The following is a 15,868-nucleotide window of genomic DNA, read 5'->3' on the forward strand; positions in this document are numbered from 1 at the left end:
CTGTTCAGGAATCGCCCGTGACCTCCATCTTCTGGTACGACTACGAAACCACTGGCATCAATCCCCGTTGTGACCGTCCATTGCAAATGGCCGGCCTGCGCACCGATTTCGATCTCAATGAAATCGACGAGCCGGTCAATCTCTACTGCCAGCCCAGCGACGACATCCTGCCGCATCCGGCTGCCTGCGCGATCACGGGAATCACTCCCGGACAACTGCAGGCGCAAGGCTTGAGCGAAGCCGACTTCATGACCCGGGTGCATGCCCAGCTCGCGGCACCCGGTACCTGTGGCGCGGGGTATAACACTTTGCGTTTCGACGACGAAATGACCCGCTACAGCCTGTACCGAAACTTTTTCGACCCTTATGCGCGGGAGTGGCAGGGTGGTAACAGCCGCTGGGACCTGATCGATGTGGTGCGCGCTGCCTATGCCTTGCGCCCCGATGGCATCGTCTGGCCGACGGACGACGAGGGGCGGGTCACGCTCAAGCTTGAACGCCTGACCGCTGCCAACGGCATCGATCATGGCAATGCCCACGAAGCGCTGTCGGACGTTCGCGCGACGATCGCCCTTGCACGCCTGATAAGGGAAAAACAGCCAAAACTGTACGACTGGCTGTTTCAGTTGCGCAGCAAGCAAAAAGTCATGGACCAGATACGACTGCTGCAACCAATGGTGCATGTTTCCGGGCGTTTTTCCGCCGCGCGCAACTATGCAGGTGTGGTGTTGCCGCTGGCCTGGCACCCGCGCAACAAGAACGCCCTGATTGTCTGTGACCTGCACCTCGATCCCCAGGGCCTGCTCGACCTGGATGCCGAAAGTTTGCGCCAGCGCTTGTATACCCGCCGCGACGAACTGGCCGAAGACGAGTTACCGGTGCCGTTGAAGCTGATTCACATCAACAAGTGCCCGGTGGTGGCCCCGTTGTCGGTACTTCGCCAGGAAGATCAGCAGCGTCTGGGGCTGGATATGGCGCTTTATCAGCAGAGGGTGTTGCAGCTCAATGACGCCCGGAAAGTTTGGCAGGATAAAATCCTGGCGATTTATGCTCGCGAAGATTTTTCCCAGAGCAAGGATCCTGAGCAACAGTTATATGATGGATTTATCGGTGATCGGGATCGACGCTTGTGTGAACAAGTCAGAACCGTTGATCCGATGCAATTGGCACAAGAGCAGTGGCCTTTCGATGACGAACGTCTGCCGGAATTGCTGTTTCGATATCGCGCACGCAACTTTCCCGATACGTTGAGTTCCGAGGAGCAAGAACGCTGGCGAATATTCTGTCAGAAACGTTTGTCAGATCCCCAATGGGGGGCACCAAATACCCTTGAAGTTTTTGTAGAGACCGCGGCCCAATTGAGCGTTAGTGCTACTCCGTTTCAGCAGGGGGTGCTCAGTGAGTGGCAGGATTATGTCCAGGGACTACGCCTGCGTTTGAGTCTTTGAATTCGAACATGCCGGGGCTAAAACACCGCGCATAAATAACGCCAGCATTTGCTGGCGTTATTTTTTGTCACGGTTCCGTCTGCGACAAGCTCCGGGGCTTAGCCCAGCAGGGTAGCCCAGCCTTCTACCACGTCACCGCCCCACTTGGCTTTCCACTCTTTCAGAGTCTTGTGGTTGCCACCTTTGGTTTCGATGACTTCACCGTTGTGCGGGTTTTTGTATTGTTTAACTTTGCGAGCACGCTTGGTGCCGGTAGTTTTCACTGCACCGCCGCGTGGTGCCTTGGTTTTGGATTCTGGATCCAGCAGCGCGATGATGTCACGCAGGGACTTGGAGTATTCACCCATCAGGGTGCGCAGTTTGCCTTCGAATTCCAGCTCGGTTTGCAGTTTGTCGTCTTGGGACAGGTTCTTCAAACGGGCTTGCAGCTCTTTGATAGCTTCTTCGGTGGCGCGATATTCGTTGATCAAGGACATGTGGACTACCTTATGTTGTGCGCTGGATGGCAGGTGACAGTGCGGCAATAATAGTCACGGTGTTTCATCAAGTAAACATTTAGGCCAACTTTATTTAATTTAACTGCTGTGTCTTTGGCGTACATTGGTAATGCATTTATTAGTGTGGTCCGGGTCTGACAGATATACATAAATTAACAAATGACCGGTACCGCTAGAGCATCCGGGCGAACCGGCACTGGGGCTGTCCACCCTGCCGGACCGACCTTCGGGCAGGGCGAAACGTCAACAATACTGCAGTTTTGCTGCGCAATCGCTAGAATGGCGGCCTTTGCGAAGTTCTGGAGTTTCCCCCTCATGCGCACTTTTCGTCTGGTGATTTCTTGCCCGGACCGTGTTGGCATCGTTGCCAAAGTCAGTAACTTTCTGGCATCACACAACGGCTGGATCACTGAAGCGAGCCATCACTCGGACAATCTCAGTGGCTGGTTCTTCATGCGTCACGAAATCCGTGCCGACTCCCTGCCATTTGGTATCGAAGCGTTTCGCGAAGCCTTTGCCCCGATCGCCGAAGAGTTCTCGATGGACTGGCGCATCACCGATACCGAACAGAAGAAACGCGTGGTGCTGATGGCCAGCCGCGAGTCGCACTGCCTGGCCGACTTGCTGCACCGCTGGCACAGCGATGAACTGGACTGCGAAATTTCCTGTGTGATTTCCAACCATGATGACTTGCGCAGCATGGTGGAGTGGCACGGTATTCCGTACTACCACGTCCCGGTCAATCCGCAGGACAAGCAACCGGCGTTCGCCGAGGTTTCGCGCCTGGTCAAGCAGCACGATGCCGAAGTGGTGGTGCTTGCCCGTTACATGCAAATCCTGCCGCCGGAGTTGTGCAGCGAATACGCGCACAAGGTCATCAACATTCACCACAGCTTCCTGCCGTCGTTCGTCGGTGCCAAGCCGTACCACCAGGCCTCCCTGCGTGGCGTGAAACTGATCGGCGCGACCTGCCACTATGTGACCGAAGAGCTGGATGCCGGCCCGATCATCGAGCAGGACGTGGTGCGCGTCAGCCACAGCGACAGCATCGAAGACATGGTGCGTTTCGGCCGTGACGTCGAAAAAATGGTGCTGGCCCGTGGCTTGCGTTATCACCTGGAAGACCGGGTGCTGGTACACGGCAACAAAACCGTCGTCTTCTGACAGACCTGCGGCACTGTTGAAATTCGAAGGGCCTGGGCGTTCAATCGCTTCAGGCCCTTCGCCGTTTCTGCACCGAGGACAAAACCATGGCCGATCCACTGGACAAAGCCACATCCAAGGCTCCCGCCACGCTGGGCGAGGGTTGCCTGAGCCGCTACGACCCGGATGACATGGGGCCTGAAACCGGAACGGAGTTCCCTGACGCCGCGCAGTTGTGGGAAAAGTTGCAGCAGGAGTCCGAGGACAAACCCAAGCCAGCCTGAGTTTCATCAATTTCTTCAGCAGCGGCCTGCCCAACAACAGCAGCCCGTGAATCATGCGGCACGACCCGGTCGGTCGTTTTGCAATACCAGCCACTGGGCCTTGGTCATCGCAACCCTTCCGTTGTCGAGCAGGCGTTCCAGGGTTTGTAGCCAGTATCGGCGCGAGAATTCATGGCGCATGTCCACCGGGTGCAGGCCCAGGCGAATCACCGGGGCCTGCTGCCAGCGGTGCTCGCGGCGATCGCTGACGAGCTTCGATACGCCCCGGCGCCAGGCACTGCGCCCACTCCAGACCAGCCCGGGTGCCTCGATCGCGGTGAAATCCGGCAATCGGTATAAATGCTGCGAGTCGCTGGTGTAACTCAACGGCAATTGGCGCAATGCCTGGCGAGTACCTTGGCTCATCAGCCAGGCAGGGGCGACGAACCCTTCCAGCGGCCAGTCATGGCGGTGGAACATCTCGATTCCCGAACGCAGGCGGGCGAGGGCGGCTTCTGCTGACAAACGGTAAAACTCGCCTTCGTGGGTGTAGACCCGACGCATGAACCAGTCGCGGGGATTGCGGGTCATCGGCCCGTCATCGCAGTGGTAGTAGCCATGCAGTGCCAGTTCGTCGCCGCGGGCAACCCTGGCGCTGAGCTGGCGGCAAAATTGCGGATGGGCGTCCAGATCGTTGTGTTTGTGGAAATCCGGTACCACCAGCCAGGTGATCGGCACGTCACCCAGCGCGTCGATGGCTTTGAGGAACGGCTGGTAATCGGCCCAGGTTGGCGGTGCCACATCGTGCAGTACCAGTAGCAAACCGGGTTTGTTCATGGGCTCAACCATTGGCGGTTAGTGGCCATTGGCTGCCGAGCACGGCGTGGTAGTGGCGCAGCAAGCTGTTGACCACCGTGTCCCAGGCGTAATGCCGTTCGACATGTATCCGTGCCTGTCTACCCAGCGCTGTGGTGCCCGACCCGAACAAATCTCGAACGGCGGTGGCCATCGCGGCAGGATTGTTTGGTGCGCAGAGGCGGCCGCAGTCCTCGGTGACGATTTCCTCGAAAGCCCCGGCTGCCACGGCCACCACCGGAATGCCGCTGGCCATGGCCTCCAGAATGACCAGACCGAAGGTTTCCTGATCGCCGGCGTGCAGCAATGCATCGGCGCTGGCCATCAGGCGGGCCACCTGCGCCGCCGGACAGAACTCGTCGATCACCGTCACGTTGGACGGCACGGCTGTGGGCATCGACGAGCCGACCAGCAGCAGGTGATAGCGTCGACCCAGGCGTTGCATGCAGTCGAGCAGCACCGGCAGGTTTTTTTCCTTGGAGCCGCGCCCGGCGAAGATCAGCAACCGGGTGTTTTCGTCCAGGCCCAACCCGGCCCGCAGCCCGGGGTCCCTGGCTTCGGGATTGAAGGTTTGCAGGTCGACACCGAGCGGCTGCACGAAGACATTCCTGACCCCAAGCCCGGTAAGTTTGTCGGCCATGACCCGGCTGGGCGCCAGGACCCGGTCGAAGTTGCCATAGAGCTTGCTGACATAGGCCTCGACGTTGTTGGTCGCCCAGTTGCCCATGCGGTTGCGGACCAGTAGCGGCAGGTCCGAGTGATAAAAGCCGATGACCGGCACGTCGAGTTGGCGCCGCGCATCCAGCGCTGCCCATGCAGTGAGATAGGGGTCGCCGACTTCGATCAGATCGGGTTGCAGGTCTTGCAGGACATTGCGCCAGGGCGCGAGGCGCAGAGGGAAGCGATAGCCCTTGCCGAAGGGCAGGGCAGGGGCAGGAACGGTGAAGATGCCGTCCTGCTCACTCAAGGAGGGTCCAGGGATCAGCAAGCTATGGCGAATGCCCGGCTTGATGCCCAGGCGACGGTGCTTTGCATCCAGATAAGTACGCACGCCACCGCTGGCTGGGGCATAGAACATGGTGATGTCAGCGATATGCACGATGAACGGTCCTCCAGGCCCGGTACTCCCTTGGTTGACCTATATGAAGGATAGATGTTCGGTTGGGGGTGTGCGGGCGGGGGAGTCAGCGGGGTTTTGTAGTGTTTGGCAGGCCGCTATCGCGAGCAGGCTCGCTCCCACAGGTTCAGTGACAACTTTGTGGGAGCGAGCCTGCTCGTGAAGGGGCTGGTTCGATCGCTAAATACGGAAACTGCCTACCAACTGCTTCAGTCGTGCCGCCTGCTGCTCAAGGTCCGAGCACGCGCGCAGTGTCGATTGCAGGTTTTCCACACCTTCCTGGTTCAGCGTGTTGATCTCGGTGATGTCGACGTTGATCGACTCCACCACGGCGGTCTGCTCTTCGGTCGCGGTGGCGACCGACTGGTTCATGCCGTCGATTTCACCGATACGCAGCGTCACGCTGTTCAGGCGTTCGCCCGCGAGGTTGGCGATTTCCACGCTGTCCTGGCTGTGGCGCTGACTGTCGCTCATGGTGCTGACCGATTCACGGGCGCCGACTTGCAGCTCCTCGATCATGGTCTGCACCTGTTGCGCCGATTCCTGCGTGCGGTGTGCCAGGTTGCGCACCTCGTCCGCCACCACGGCAAAACCACGACCGGCTTCACCGGCGCGCGCGGCTTCAATCGCGGCGTTGAGCGCCAGCAGGTTGGTTTGCTGGGAAATGCTGGTGATCACTTCGAGAATCTGCCCGATGTTCACCGTTTTGCTGTTCAACGATTCGATATTGGTGCTGGAAGCGCTGAGCATGCTCGACAGCTTATTCATCGCGACAATGCTGCGATCCACCACTTGCTGGCCGTCTTCGGCCAGGCTGCGGGCATCGCTGGCCTGGCTCGAGGCCTGAGCGGCGTTGCGCGCGATTTCCTGAGCGGCGGCGCCGAGCTGGTTGATGGCGGCGGCGACGCTGCTGGTGCGCGAGGCTTGCTGGTCAGAGTTGAACATCGACGAGTTGGAAGCCGCGACCACGCGCAAGGCAACTTCGTTGACTTGCCCGGTGGCCGAAGACACTTCGCGGATCGAGCCGTGGATACGCTCCACAAAACGGTTGAACGCGGTGCCGAGGCTGCCGAATTCATCGTTGTTGACGATGGTCAGGCGCTTGGTCAGGTCGCCTTCGCCGTCAGCGATGTCGGCCATGGCGCGGGTCATGACGTGCAATGGCTGAATCAGGATGCGAATCAGCATGCCGAGCAGGGCGATGATGATGGCCACGGCAATGATGGTCGCGACAACCGCGGAGGTGCGGAATTCGCTGAGCTTCGAGAAGGCTTTGCCCTTGTCGACCGACAGGCCGATGTACCAGTTGACCGACGACAGGCCCTTGATCGGGGTGAAGGTCACGATGCGGGTTTTGCCGTCGACCTGGATTTCACTCAGGTCGCTGCTGATCGCGGGCGTATCTTGCGGGTAGACATCCTTGAGCGTCTTCATCGCCAGCGCTTTGTCGGGATGTACCAGGATCTTGCCATCGGCGCTGACCAGGAAGGCGTAGCCCATGCCATCGAAATCCAGCGCATTGAGGCTGTCGGCGATCACTTGCAAGCTCAGGTCGCCACCGACGACACCGATGTTCTGTCCATCCTTGATCACGCTATTGACGATGGAAATCACCAGTTGGCCGGAGGCCAGGTCCACATAGGGTTCAGTCAACGCCGAACCGCTGGTGCCTTGGGCGCTCTTGTACCAAGGGCGCGCACGAGGGTCATAGCCGTCGGGCATCTTGCTGTCCGGGCGAATGATGAAAGAACCGTCCTTGCTGCCCAGGTAGGCACCCATGAAAGTCGAAGTCACGGCTTTTTGCACCAGCAGACTGGATACGTTGCCCGCCTCGGGATTGAGTGCGACGGTTTGCGCCAGGTTTTCTATCAACAGGCTGCGCCCGTTCAACCAGGTCTGGATGTTGTTGGCAGTGACGCTGCCCATTTCCTGCAGGTAATTGTCCAGGTCCTCACGAATGGCATTGCGCTGCAAATAGTCGTTGTACAGCGTGAATGAGGCGAAGGCGGCAATAACGATGAGAGCGGCGGCAAGCAGGATTTTATGGCTGAAACGCAGATTTTTGTTCATGGCTTGGGGTTCCGCTAAGGTCTTTATGTCCAGCGCGTGCTTTTATGAAGGGACGCGCAACGGGCAAGGTTGAAAGCAAGTGAATTTTCCGACTCTCCTTAGGGAAATTTCTGACCAGATCGTGTCTGTCTGCTTTGTCGTTATTTCTATCGGCCGTGTAGGACCAAAGATTAATCATGGGTGACCAAATGCCTGATTCATTGCAACTCGTTATCGGCGCCGATCCCAAGGGGCAGCCAATCGCCCAGGCCATGCGCCTGGCGAACCGTCACGGTTTGATCGCGGGCGCGACCGGCACCGGCAAAACCGTCACCTTGCAACGAATGGCCGAAGCCTTCAGCGATGCCGGCGTGGCGGTGTTCGCCGCCGACATCAAGGGTGACCTGTGCGGCCTCGGTGCCGCCGGTAACCCCCAGGGCAAGATCGCCGAGCGGATTGCCGGGATGCCGTGGCTCAACTACAAGCCTCAGGCTTATCCGGTGACGTTGTGGGACATACACGGTCAGTCCGGTCATCCTTTACGCACAACCTTGAGTGAAATGGGGCCGCTGCTGCTGGGCAGCCTGCTGGAACTGACTGACAGTCAGCAGTCGGCGCTGTATGCGGCGTTCAAGGTGGCGGACCGCGAAGGTTTGTTGTTGCTCGACCTCAAGGATCTGAAGGCCCTGCTCAATCACCTGCGGGACAACCCCCAGTTGCTGGGCGACGATGCGGCATTGATGACCACCGGCTCCAGCCAGGCGTTGCTGCGGCGACTGGCGACCCTGGAGCAACAGGGCGCCGAGGCCTTGTTCGGCGAGCCGGCGCTGCAACTCGAAGACATCCTTCAACCCACCGCGGATGGCCGCGGGCGCATTCATCTGCTGGATGCCAGCCGTCTGGTGCATGAAGCGCCGAAAGTCTACGCGACGTTCCTGCTGTGGCTGCTGGCCGAGCTGTTCGAGCAACTGCCTGAGCGGGGCGATGCTGACAAACCATTGCTGGCGCTGTTCTTCGACGAAGCCCACTTGTTGTTCAACGGTACGCCGCAGGCATTGCGTGACCGTCTGGAACAAGTCGTGAGGCTGATTCGTTCGAAAGGCGTGGGCGTGTATTTCGTTACCCAGTCACCGGGTGACCTGCCGGATGACGTGCTGGCTCAGTTGGGCTTGCGCATCCAGCATGGTTTGCGTGCGTTCACCGCCAAGGAGCAGAAATCCCTGCGGGCAGTAGCGGACGGCTTCCGGCCAAACCCGGAGTTCGATGCCTTGTCGGTGCTGACTGAACTAGGGATCGGCGAAGCACTGGTCGGCACCCTGCAAGAAAAAGGTACGCCGGAAATGGTCCAGCGGGTGCTGGTAGCACCGCCGCAATCGCGGATCGGGCCGTTGACCGGTACCGAGCGTACAGCGCTGATTGCCGCTTCGCCGTTGCAGGGGCGTTATGACAAGCCGATTGACCGTGAATCAGCCTATGAGGTGCTGATGGGGCGCAAGGGCCTGGCACCGGATCCTGAAGCGGTGCCGGGCAAACCAGTGGCTGAAGAACCGAGCTTCACCGAGCAGGCCGGGGAATTCCTTGGCACGGCGGCAGGGCAGGCGTTGAAATCGGCGATGCGCCAGGCGGCCAATCAGCTTGGGCGACAGCTGGTGCGCGGGTTGATGGGGTCATTACTGGGCGGCAGTAAACGCCGCTAGCTTGAGCGGAAACAGTCAATGTGGGAGCGGGCTTGCTCCGGGCGGCGTTCCGACGAATGCGGTGTGTCATTCAACGAAAATGTCGACTGGTAAACCCATTCGCGAGCAAGCCCGCTCCCACATTGGTCCGATGTCAGGTTCTGGTTTTGGCGTGCGCCGCCAGTCGCTCCAGCGCTGCCCGCAGGTTTGGGTCGCTGATTCCGTCGGCCGTGGCCTGAATGGTCGCGGCCGCATCGTTCGACAGGTCCATGGTGTGCCCGGCTGCGCCCCGCTGGACGGTAGGCGGCTGCACCTTGAACAGGATTCGCGTGAGATTGTTGAACTCGTCAAACATCTGCAATTGCCGCTGCAGGCGCTTTTGCTGGTAACGCAGGCGAGTTGCCCAATGGCCGTCAGTGACAATCAGCAACAAACTGCCTTCGCGCCAGGAAGCCACGTGGCAATGCTCGCGAGCGGCGGGTTGCAATTGGCTTTCGAGCAAACGTTGCAGATGACCCAGGCGTTGAGCGTGGCCGAGAATGGCTTTCAGCGGCTTGGCTTCGCGTAGTAGAACGGCAGGTACTTTGGCCGTAAGTGGGCGAAATGCCATGATCAGACACCTGAAGTAACAGAGACGCCATGGTAGCAGAAAGCACCGAATGCACCCGCCCTTGCTTTTGTGGACGCTTTACCCATTAAATCAACAACTAACTTCTGCCTTGAACGGCTTGAAGTTGAGCAAAACGCCCTTATTTTAAGTGAGCCCCGTCAAAGCGCTGTGCCAGCATCGTGGAATATCGCCACTTTCCTCTCCATCGTTTCCGGGTAGAATGCTCGTTCGCATGCGGCCATGAGGGCTGCACGGGCGACTCACGGGGCCGCCCTCCATCCCTTTAGTGTGGAAGATCCTGCCGATATGTTTGCGCCTTTGTTAAAGAAACTTTTTGGAAGCAAGAACGAGCGTGAAGTCAAACGCATGCTCAAGACGGTGCAACTCGTCAATGCCTTCGAAGAGCAAATGGTGGCCCTTTCGGACGATCAATTGCGTGCCAAGACCAGCGAGTTCAAGGCCCGCATCGCCAAAGGGGAAACCCTCGACAAACTGCTGCCAGAAGCCTTTGCGGTTGCCCGCGAAGCCGGCAAGCGTGTCATGGGCATGCGCCACTTCGATGTCCAGCTGATCGGCGGCATGACCTTGCATGAAGGCATGATCGCGGAAATGCGTACCGGTGAGGGCAAGACCCTGGTGGCAACACTGGGTGTTTACCTCAACGCGCTGTCCGGCAACGGCGTGCACGTTGTGACGGTGAACGACTACCTGGCCCGCCGTGACGCCAACTGGATGCGCCCGCTGTATGAATTCCTCGGCATGACGGTCGGCGTTGTCACGCCGTTCCAGCCACCGGAAGAGAAGCGCGCTGCCTACGCCGCCGACATCACCTACGGCACCAACAACGAATTCGGTTTCGATTACCTGCGCGACAACATGGCGTTCAGCATGGAAGAAAAATTCCAGCGCGAACTCAATTTTGCCGTGATCGACGAAGTCGACTCCATCCTCATCGACGAAGCCCGTACGCCGCTGATCATCTCCGGTCAGGCCGAGGACAGCTCCAAGCTGTACATCGAGGTCAACAAGCTGATCCCGCAGTTGAAGCTGCACGTCGAGGAAGTCGAAGGCGAAGTGACCCAGGCCGGTCACTACACCATCGACGAGAAGACCCGTCAGGTCGAACTCAACGAAGCCGGTCACCAGTACGTCGAGGAAACGCTGACGCGTATCGGCCTGCTGGCTGAAGGCGAGAGCCTGTATTCGGCGCATAACCTGAGCCTGTTGACTCACGTTTACGCCGGCCTGCGCGCGCACAAGCTGTTCCATCGCAACGTCGAATACATCGTGCAGGACGGTCAGGTGGTACTGGTCGACGAGCACACCGGTCGTACCATGCCGGGTCGCCGTTTGTCCGAAGGTCTGCACCAGGCCATCGAAGCCAAGGAAAACCTGAACATCCAGGCCGAAAGCCAGACGCTGGCGTCGACCACCTTCCAGAACTACTTCCGTCTGTACAACAAGCTGTCCGGCATGACCGGTACGGCCGACACCGAAGCGTTCGAGTTCCACCAGATCTATGGCCTGCAGGTCATGGTGATTCCACCGAACAAGCCGCTGGCCCGTAAAGACTACAACGACCTGGTGTTCCTGACTGCCGACGAGAAATACGCGGCAATCGTGGCCGACATCAAGGAAAGCATGGCCGCCGGTCGTCCGGTGCTGGTGGGTACCGCCACCATCGAAACCTCCGAGCACATGTCCAGCCTGCTCGTGAAGGAAGGCATCGAACACAAGGTTCTGAACGCCAAGTTCCACGAAAAGGAAGCCGAGATCATTGCCCAGGCCGGTCGCCCGGGCGCATTGACCATCGCCACCAACATGGCCGGTCGTGGTACCGACATCCTGTTGGGCGGTAACTGGGAAGTGGAAGTGGCTTCCCTGGAAAACCCGACCCCTGAGCAGATCGCCCAGATCAAGGCCGACTGGCAGAAGCGTCACCAGCAAGTGCTCGAATCGGGCGGCTTGCAGGTGATTGCGTCCGAGCGTCACGAATCGCGCCGTATCGACAACCAGCTGCGTGGTCGTGCCGGTCGTCAGGGCGACGCCGGTTCCAGCCGCTTCTACCTGTCGCTGGAAGACAGCCTGATGCGCATCTTCGCCTCTGACCGGGTGAAGAACTTCATGAAGGCCCTGGGCATGCAGCCTGGCGAAGCGATCGAGCACCGCATGGTGACCAACGCCATCGAAAAGGCCCAGCGCAAGGTCGAAGGCCGCAACTTCGACATTCGCAAGCAACTGCTCGAGTTCGACGACGTCAACAACGAACAGCGTAAAGTGATCTATCACATGCGTAACACGTTGCTGGCCGCCGACAACATCGGCGAGACCATCGCTGACTTCCGTCAGGACGTGCTCAGCGCTACCGTCAGCGCTCACATTCCTCCGCAATCGTTGCCTGAACAGTGGGACGTCGCCGGTCTGGAAGCTGCGCTGCAGAGCGATTTCGGTGTGACGCTGCCAATCCAGCAATGGCTCGACGAAGACGATCACCTGTACGAAGAAACCCTGCGCGAGAAGCTCATGAACGAGCTCATCGCGGCGTACAACGAGAAAGAAGACCAGGCGGGCGCCGAAGCGCTGCGCAGCTTCGAGAAGCAAATCGTTCTGCGCGTTCTGGACGACCTGTGGAAAGACCACCTGTCGACCATGGACCACCTGCGTCACGGTATCCACTTGCGTGGTTATGCCCAGAAGAACCCGAAGCAGGAATACAAGCGCGAGTCCTTCACCCTGTTCTCCGAGTTGCTGGATTCGATCAAGCGCGATTCGATCCGTGTGTTGTCCCACGTTCAGGTTCGCCGCGAAGACCCGATCGAGGAGGAGCAGCGCCTGCGCCAGGAAGCCGAGGCATTGGCCGCTCGCATGCAGTTCCTGCATGAAGAGGCTCCAGGCCTGGAGCAACCGGAAGTGTTGGGCGAAGAGATTGACGTTGCGCTCGCTGCTGCACCGGTTCGCAACGAGCAGAAGCTGGGTCGCAACGAGCTGTGCTACTGCGGTTCGGGCAAAAAGTTCAAGCATTGCCACGGGCAGATTCAGTAAAACCCGTATCAAACGCTGAAATACCCGCGCCGCGACCGGCTTCTGCCGTCGCGGCGTTTTACCATTCGAACCACCGTTTCCCTTGAGCGGTGCTGACATTATTTATAAAGGAGCGCATTCATGGCTGTTGGTCTTGGTCCTTTGCCAACGTTGCACCCGGTTGCCGGTTTTGAACTCGGTATCGCCTCGGCCGGCATCAAGCGCCCGGGGCGCAAGGATGTTGTGGTCATGCGCTGTGTTGAAGGCTCCACGGTTGCCGGCGTGTTCACCTTGAACGCCTTTTGCGCCGCACCGGTGATCCTGGCCAAGCAACGCGTACAAGGCCCTGTGCGTTACCTGCTGACCAACACTGGCAATGCCAACGCCGGCACGGGCGAGCCTGGCCTGGCCGCCGCCGAGCGTACCTGCGCCAAACTGGCTGAACTGACCGGTGTCGATGCCAGCCAGGTGCTGCCGTACTCCACCGGTGTGATCGGTGAGCCGCTGCCTGTGGAGAAGATCGAAGGTGCGCTGCAAGCTGCCCTCGATGATCTGTCGATCCACAACTGGGAAGCTGCCGCCACCGGCATCATGACCACCGACACCCTGCCAAAAGGTGCCAGCCGTCAGTTCCAGCACGACGGTGTGACCGTCACCGTTACCGGCATCAGCAAAGGCGCCGGCATGATTCGTCCGAACATGGCGACGATGCTCGGCTACATCGCCACTGACGCCAAGGTTTCCCGCGACGTGTTGCAAAACCTGATGCTCGATGGCGCCAACAAGTCGTTCAACCGCATCACCATCGACGGTGATACGTCGACCAACGATTGCTGCATGCTGATCGCCACGGGGCAGGCCGCGCTGCCGGAAATCACCCGCGCCGAAGGCGAGTTGTTCGCCAAGTTGAAACAAGCGGTGTTCGAAGTGTGCATGGACGTGGCCCAGGCCATCGTCCGCGATGGCGAAGGCGCGACCAAGTTCGTCACCGTTGAAGTCAACGGCGGCGGCAATCACCAGGAGTGCCTGGACGTCGGCTACACCGTGGCTCACTCGCCGCTGATCAAGACCGCACTGTTTGCTTCCGACCCGAACTGGGGCCGTATCCTGGCCGCTGTTGGCCGTGCCGGCGTTCCGGACCTGGACGTGAGCAAGATCGACGTATTTCTCGGTGAAGTGTGCATTGCCAGCCGTGGTGCGCGCGCGGCAACCTACACCGAAGCCCAGGGCGCGGCGGTGATGCAGCAGGAAGAAATCACCATCCGTATCGAGCTGGGGCGTGGCGATTGCAGCGAAACCATCTGGACCACCGACCTGTCCCACGAATACGTGAAGATCAACGCCGAGTACCGTACTTGATACACGGTTGAAGACCGAGTCGTCCCATTCGCGAGCAAGCCCGCTCCCACAGGTTTTGTGAGTGCCACAAATCTACTGTGGGAGCGGGCTTGCTCGCGAAGGCTGACGACCAGACGCTGGATATTCTTGCTTGTTACCCTGACGAGAAGGCACCCCGAACATGAGCCTGCACCTGATCATCGGCGACAAACTGCTTTCTTCCTGGTCCCTGCGCGGCGCCCTGGCTCTGGATCTGACCGGCGCGGCCTACACCGAAGAACTGATCAAGCTGAACCAGCCGGACACCCGCGAGCGTCTGCTCAAGCATTCGCCGACTGGCAAGGTCCCGCTGCTGAAAACCGGACACGGCACCATTGCCGACTCCCTGGCGATTGCCGAATACCTGGCAGAACAGTTCCCGGGACTCTGGCCGAAAGACATTGCCGCCCGCGCCCAGGCGCGCTCGGCGTGTGCGCAAATGCATAGCGGATTCTTCGCCATGCGCGGCAACATGCCGTTTGACCTGAGCCATGACGCCCCTTTGTCGCCGGTTCCGGCTGACGTTCAGGCCGACATCGAACGCATGTCGGCACTGTGGGCCGAGTGCCGCGCTGCCGCGACTGAAGCCGGGCCGTACCTGTTTGGTCGTATCAGTCTGGCTGACGTGTTCTTTGCACCGATTGCCGTGCGCCTGCGCACCTATCAGGTGAAACTGTCTGCCATCGACGAAGCCTATGTCGAGACCCTCTACCAATGGCCGGCGTTCAAGGCGTGGCAGAAGGCCGGACTGGAGGAGTTGCAAAGGTGAAACGAGTTCATGTCGCCGCTGCCGTCATCCGCGATGGCAGTGGCCAGATCCTGATCGCCCGACGTGCCGACTCACAGCACCAGGGCGGCCTGTGGGAGTTTCCCGGGGGCAAGGTCGAGGCCGACGAGTCGGTCGAAACCGCACTGGCCCGCGAACTCCATGAAGAACTGGGCATCGTGGTCGGCGCGGCGCGCCCGCTGATCAGGATTCGGCACGATTACCCGGACAAGCAGGTGTTGCTGGATGTCTGGGAGGTTTCGGCGTTTACCGGTGAGCCCCACGGTGCCGAGGGACAGCCGCTGGCCTGGGTTGCACCGCGTGATTTGTCGAATTACCAGTTCCCGGCGGCCAATCAGCCGATCGTCGCGGCTGCAAAATTACCGGCTCAGTACTTGATCACCCCGGAGGACCTGGAAACTCCAGCGTTGCTGCGTGGTATTCAGAAGGCCATTGCAGGCGGCATCAAGCTTATCCAATTGCGTGCACCAAACGGTTACGACCCGAAATATCGTGACCTGGCTGTCGATGCGGTGGGTTTGTGTGCCGGCAAGGCGCAATTGATGATCAAGGGGCCGTTCGAATGGCTGGGCGACTTCCCGGCCGCGGGTTGGCACATTACCTCGGCGCAGCTGCGCAAATACGCAGCGGCGGGGCGACCGCTACCGGCATCGCGCTGGCTGGCGGCGTCGTGCCATAACGCTGAAGAGCTGGCGTTGGCCGAACAGATGGGGGTGGACTTCGTGACCCTGTCTCCGGTTCAACCGACCCTGACTCACCCTGGCGCCGAGCCGTTGGGTTGGGAGCAGGCGTCGAGCTTGATCGAGGGGTTCAGCAAACCGGTATTCCTGCTTGGTGGTGTTGGCCCGTCGGAGGTCGAGAAAGCCTGGGCTGCGGGTGCGCAGGGGGTGGCAGGTATTCGGGCGTTTTGGCCTGAGGCCTGATTCTAGCGGCCCCTTCGCGGGAAGGCCCGCTCCCACAGGTTTTGTGAGCGCCACAGACCTACTGTGGGAGCGGGCTTGCTCGCGAAGGGGGCCTGGCAGGCG

General features: G+C 59.8%; 13 protein-coding genes. 8 read left to right on the forward strand and 5 right to left on the reverse strand.

The features are described 5' to 3' along the window. The first annotated feature begins 17 nt into the window (after positions 1-17). A complete protein-coding gene (gene sbcB, locus ACEN8Q_RS29175; RefSeq protein WP_413428827.1) occupies positions 18-1,448 on the forward strand; it encodes an exodeoxyribonuclease I in 1,431 nt (476 codons plus the stop codon). A 98-nt stretch (positions 1,449-1,546) separates the two neighbouring features. On the opposite strand, the gene mvaT is transcribed toward sbcB, so the two are convergent. Next, positions 1,547-1,924 (reverse strand): histone-like nucleoid-structuring protein MvaT, encoded by a 378-nt coding sequence (mvaT, locus tag ACEN8Q_RS29180; RefSeq protein ID WP_007933316.1) that lies wholly within the window; start codon positions 1,922-1,924, stop codon positions 1,547-1,549. Positions 1,925-2,260: 336 nt separating this feature from the next. Between mvaT and purU the strand changes: the two genes are divergently transcribed. Beyond that, positions 2,261-3,109, forward strand: a complete 849-nt coding sequence (purU, locus tag ACEN8Q_RS29185; protein WP_007993692.1) for a formyltetrahydrofolate deformylase — start codon at positions 2,261-2,263, stop codon at positions 3,107-3,109. A gap of 86 nt (positions 3,110-3,195) precedes the next feature. Beyond that, a complete protein-coding gene (locus ACEN8Q_RS29190; RefSeq protein WP_413428828.1) occupies positions 3,196-3,372 on the forward strand; it encodes a hypothetical protein in 177 nt (58 codons plus the stop codon). A gap of 51 nt (positions 3,373-3,423) precedes the next feature. Here ACEN8Q_RS29190 and ACEN8Q_RS29195 read toward each other — a convergent pair whose 3' ends face one another. The 3 genes from ACEN8Q_RS29195 to ACEN8Q_RS29205 all read right to left on the reverse strand — a co-directional run bounded on the left by ACEN8Q_RS29195 (position 3,424) and on the right by ACEN8Q_RS29205 (position 7,393). Continuing rightward, positions 3,424-4,200: a DUF2334 domain-containing protein gene (locus ACEN8Q_RS29195; protein WP_413704096.1), complete on the reverse strand. Its 777-nt coding sequence runs from the start codon at positions 4,198-4,200 to the stop codon at positions 3,424-3,426. After that, complete coding sequence (locus ACEN8Q_RS29200) at positions 4,193-5,305, reverse strand: glycosyltransferase family 4 protein (RefSeq protein ID WP_413704097.1); 1,113 nt, start codon at positions 5,303-5,305, stop codon at positions 4,193-4,195. The genes ACEN8Q_RS29195 and ACEN8Q_RS29200 overlap by 8 nt, the downstream gene beginning before the upstream one ends. Before the next feature lie 198 nt (positions 5,306-5,503). Then, the gene (locus tag ACEN8Q_RS29205) at positions 5,504-7,393 is read right to left on the reverse strand and encodes a methyl-accepting chemotaxis protein (RefSeq protein WP_413425945.1); all 1,890 of its coding nucleotides are present in this window, start codon (positions 7,391-7,393) and stop codon (positions 5,504-5,506) included. Positions 7,394-7,581: 188 nt separating this feature from the next. Between ACEN8Q_RS29205 and ACEN8Q_RS29210 the strand changes: the two genes are divergently transcribed. Continuing rightward, positions 7,582-9,069: a helicase HerA-like domain-containing protein gene (locus tag ACEN8Q_RS29210; RefSeq protein WP_413425947.1), complete on the forward strand. Its 1,488-nt coding sequence runs from the start codon at positions 7,582-7,584 to the stop codon at positions 9,067-9,069. Positions 9,070-9,202: 133 nt separating this feature from the next. On the opposite strand, the gene ACEN8Q_RS29215 is transcribed toward ACEN8Q_RS29210, so the two are convergent. Then, positions 9,203-9,658 carry a DUF721 domain-containing protein gene (locus ACEN8Q_RS29215; protein ID WP_057396259.1) on the reverse strand — a complete coding sequence of 152 codons (456 nt, stop codon included), beginning with the start codon at positions 9,656-9,658 and terminating at the stop codon, positions 9,203-9,205. A gap of 306 nt (positions 9,659-9,964) precedes the next feature. Here ACEN8Q_RS29215 and secA point away from each other — a divergent pair, with 306 nt between their 5' ends. From secA to ACEN8Q_RS29235, 4 genes are all read left to right on the forward strand, one after another. Next, a complete protein-coding gene (secA, locus tag ACEN8Q_RS29220; RefSeq protein ID WP_413425949.1) occupies positions 9,965-12,700 on the forward strand; it encodes a preprotein translocase subunit SecA in 2,736 nt (911 codons plus the stop codon). A gap of 120 nt (positions 12,701-12,820) precedes the next feature. Further along, on the forward strand, positions 12,821-14,038 hold the full coding sequence (gene argJ, locus ACEN8Q_RS29225; protein ID WP_413425951.1) for a bifunctional glutamate N-acetyltransferase/amino-acid acetyltransferase ArgJ: 1,218 nt from the start codon (positions 12,821-12,823) through the stop codon (positions 14,036-14,038). A 160-nt stretch (positions 14,039-14,198) separates the two neighbouring features. Further along, positions 14,199-14,825, forward strand: coding sequence for a glutathione S-transferase family protein (locus ACEN8Q_RS29230; RefSeq protein WP_413425953.1), 627 nt, complete (start codon positions 14,199-14,201; stop codon positions 14,823-14,825). Continuing rightward, positions 14,822-15,766: a Nudix family hydrolase gene (locus ACEN8Q_RS29235; RefSeq protein ID WP_413425955.1), complete on the forward strand. Its 945-nt coding sequence runs from the start codon at positions 14,822-14,824 to the stop codon at positions 15,764-15,766. The genes ACEN8Q_RS29230 and ACEN8Q_RS29235 overlap by 4 nt, the downstream gene beginning before the upstream one ends. The last annotated feature ends 102 nt before the right edge of the window (positions 15,767-15,868 follow it).

It is taken from the genome of Pseudomonas sp. Pseusp16, from assembly GCF_047324915.1.
Classification (GTDB): Bacteria; Pseudomonadota; Gammaproteobacteria; order Pseudomonadales; family Pseudomonadaceae; genus Aquipseudomonas; species Aquipseudomonas fluorescens_CD.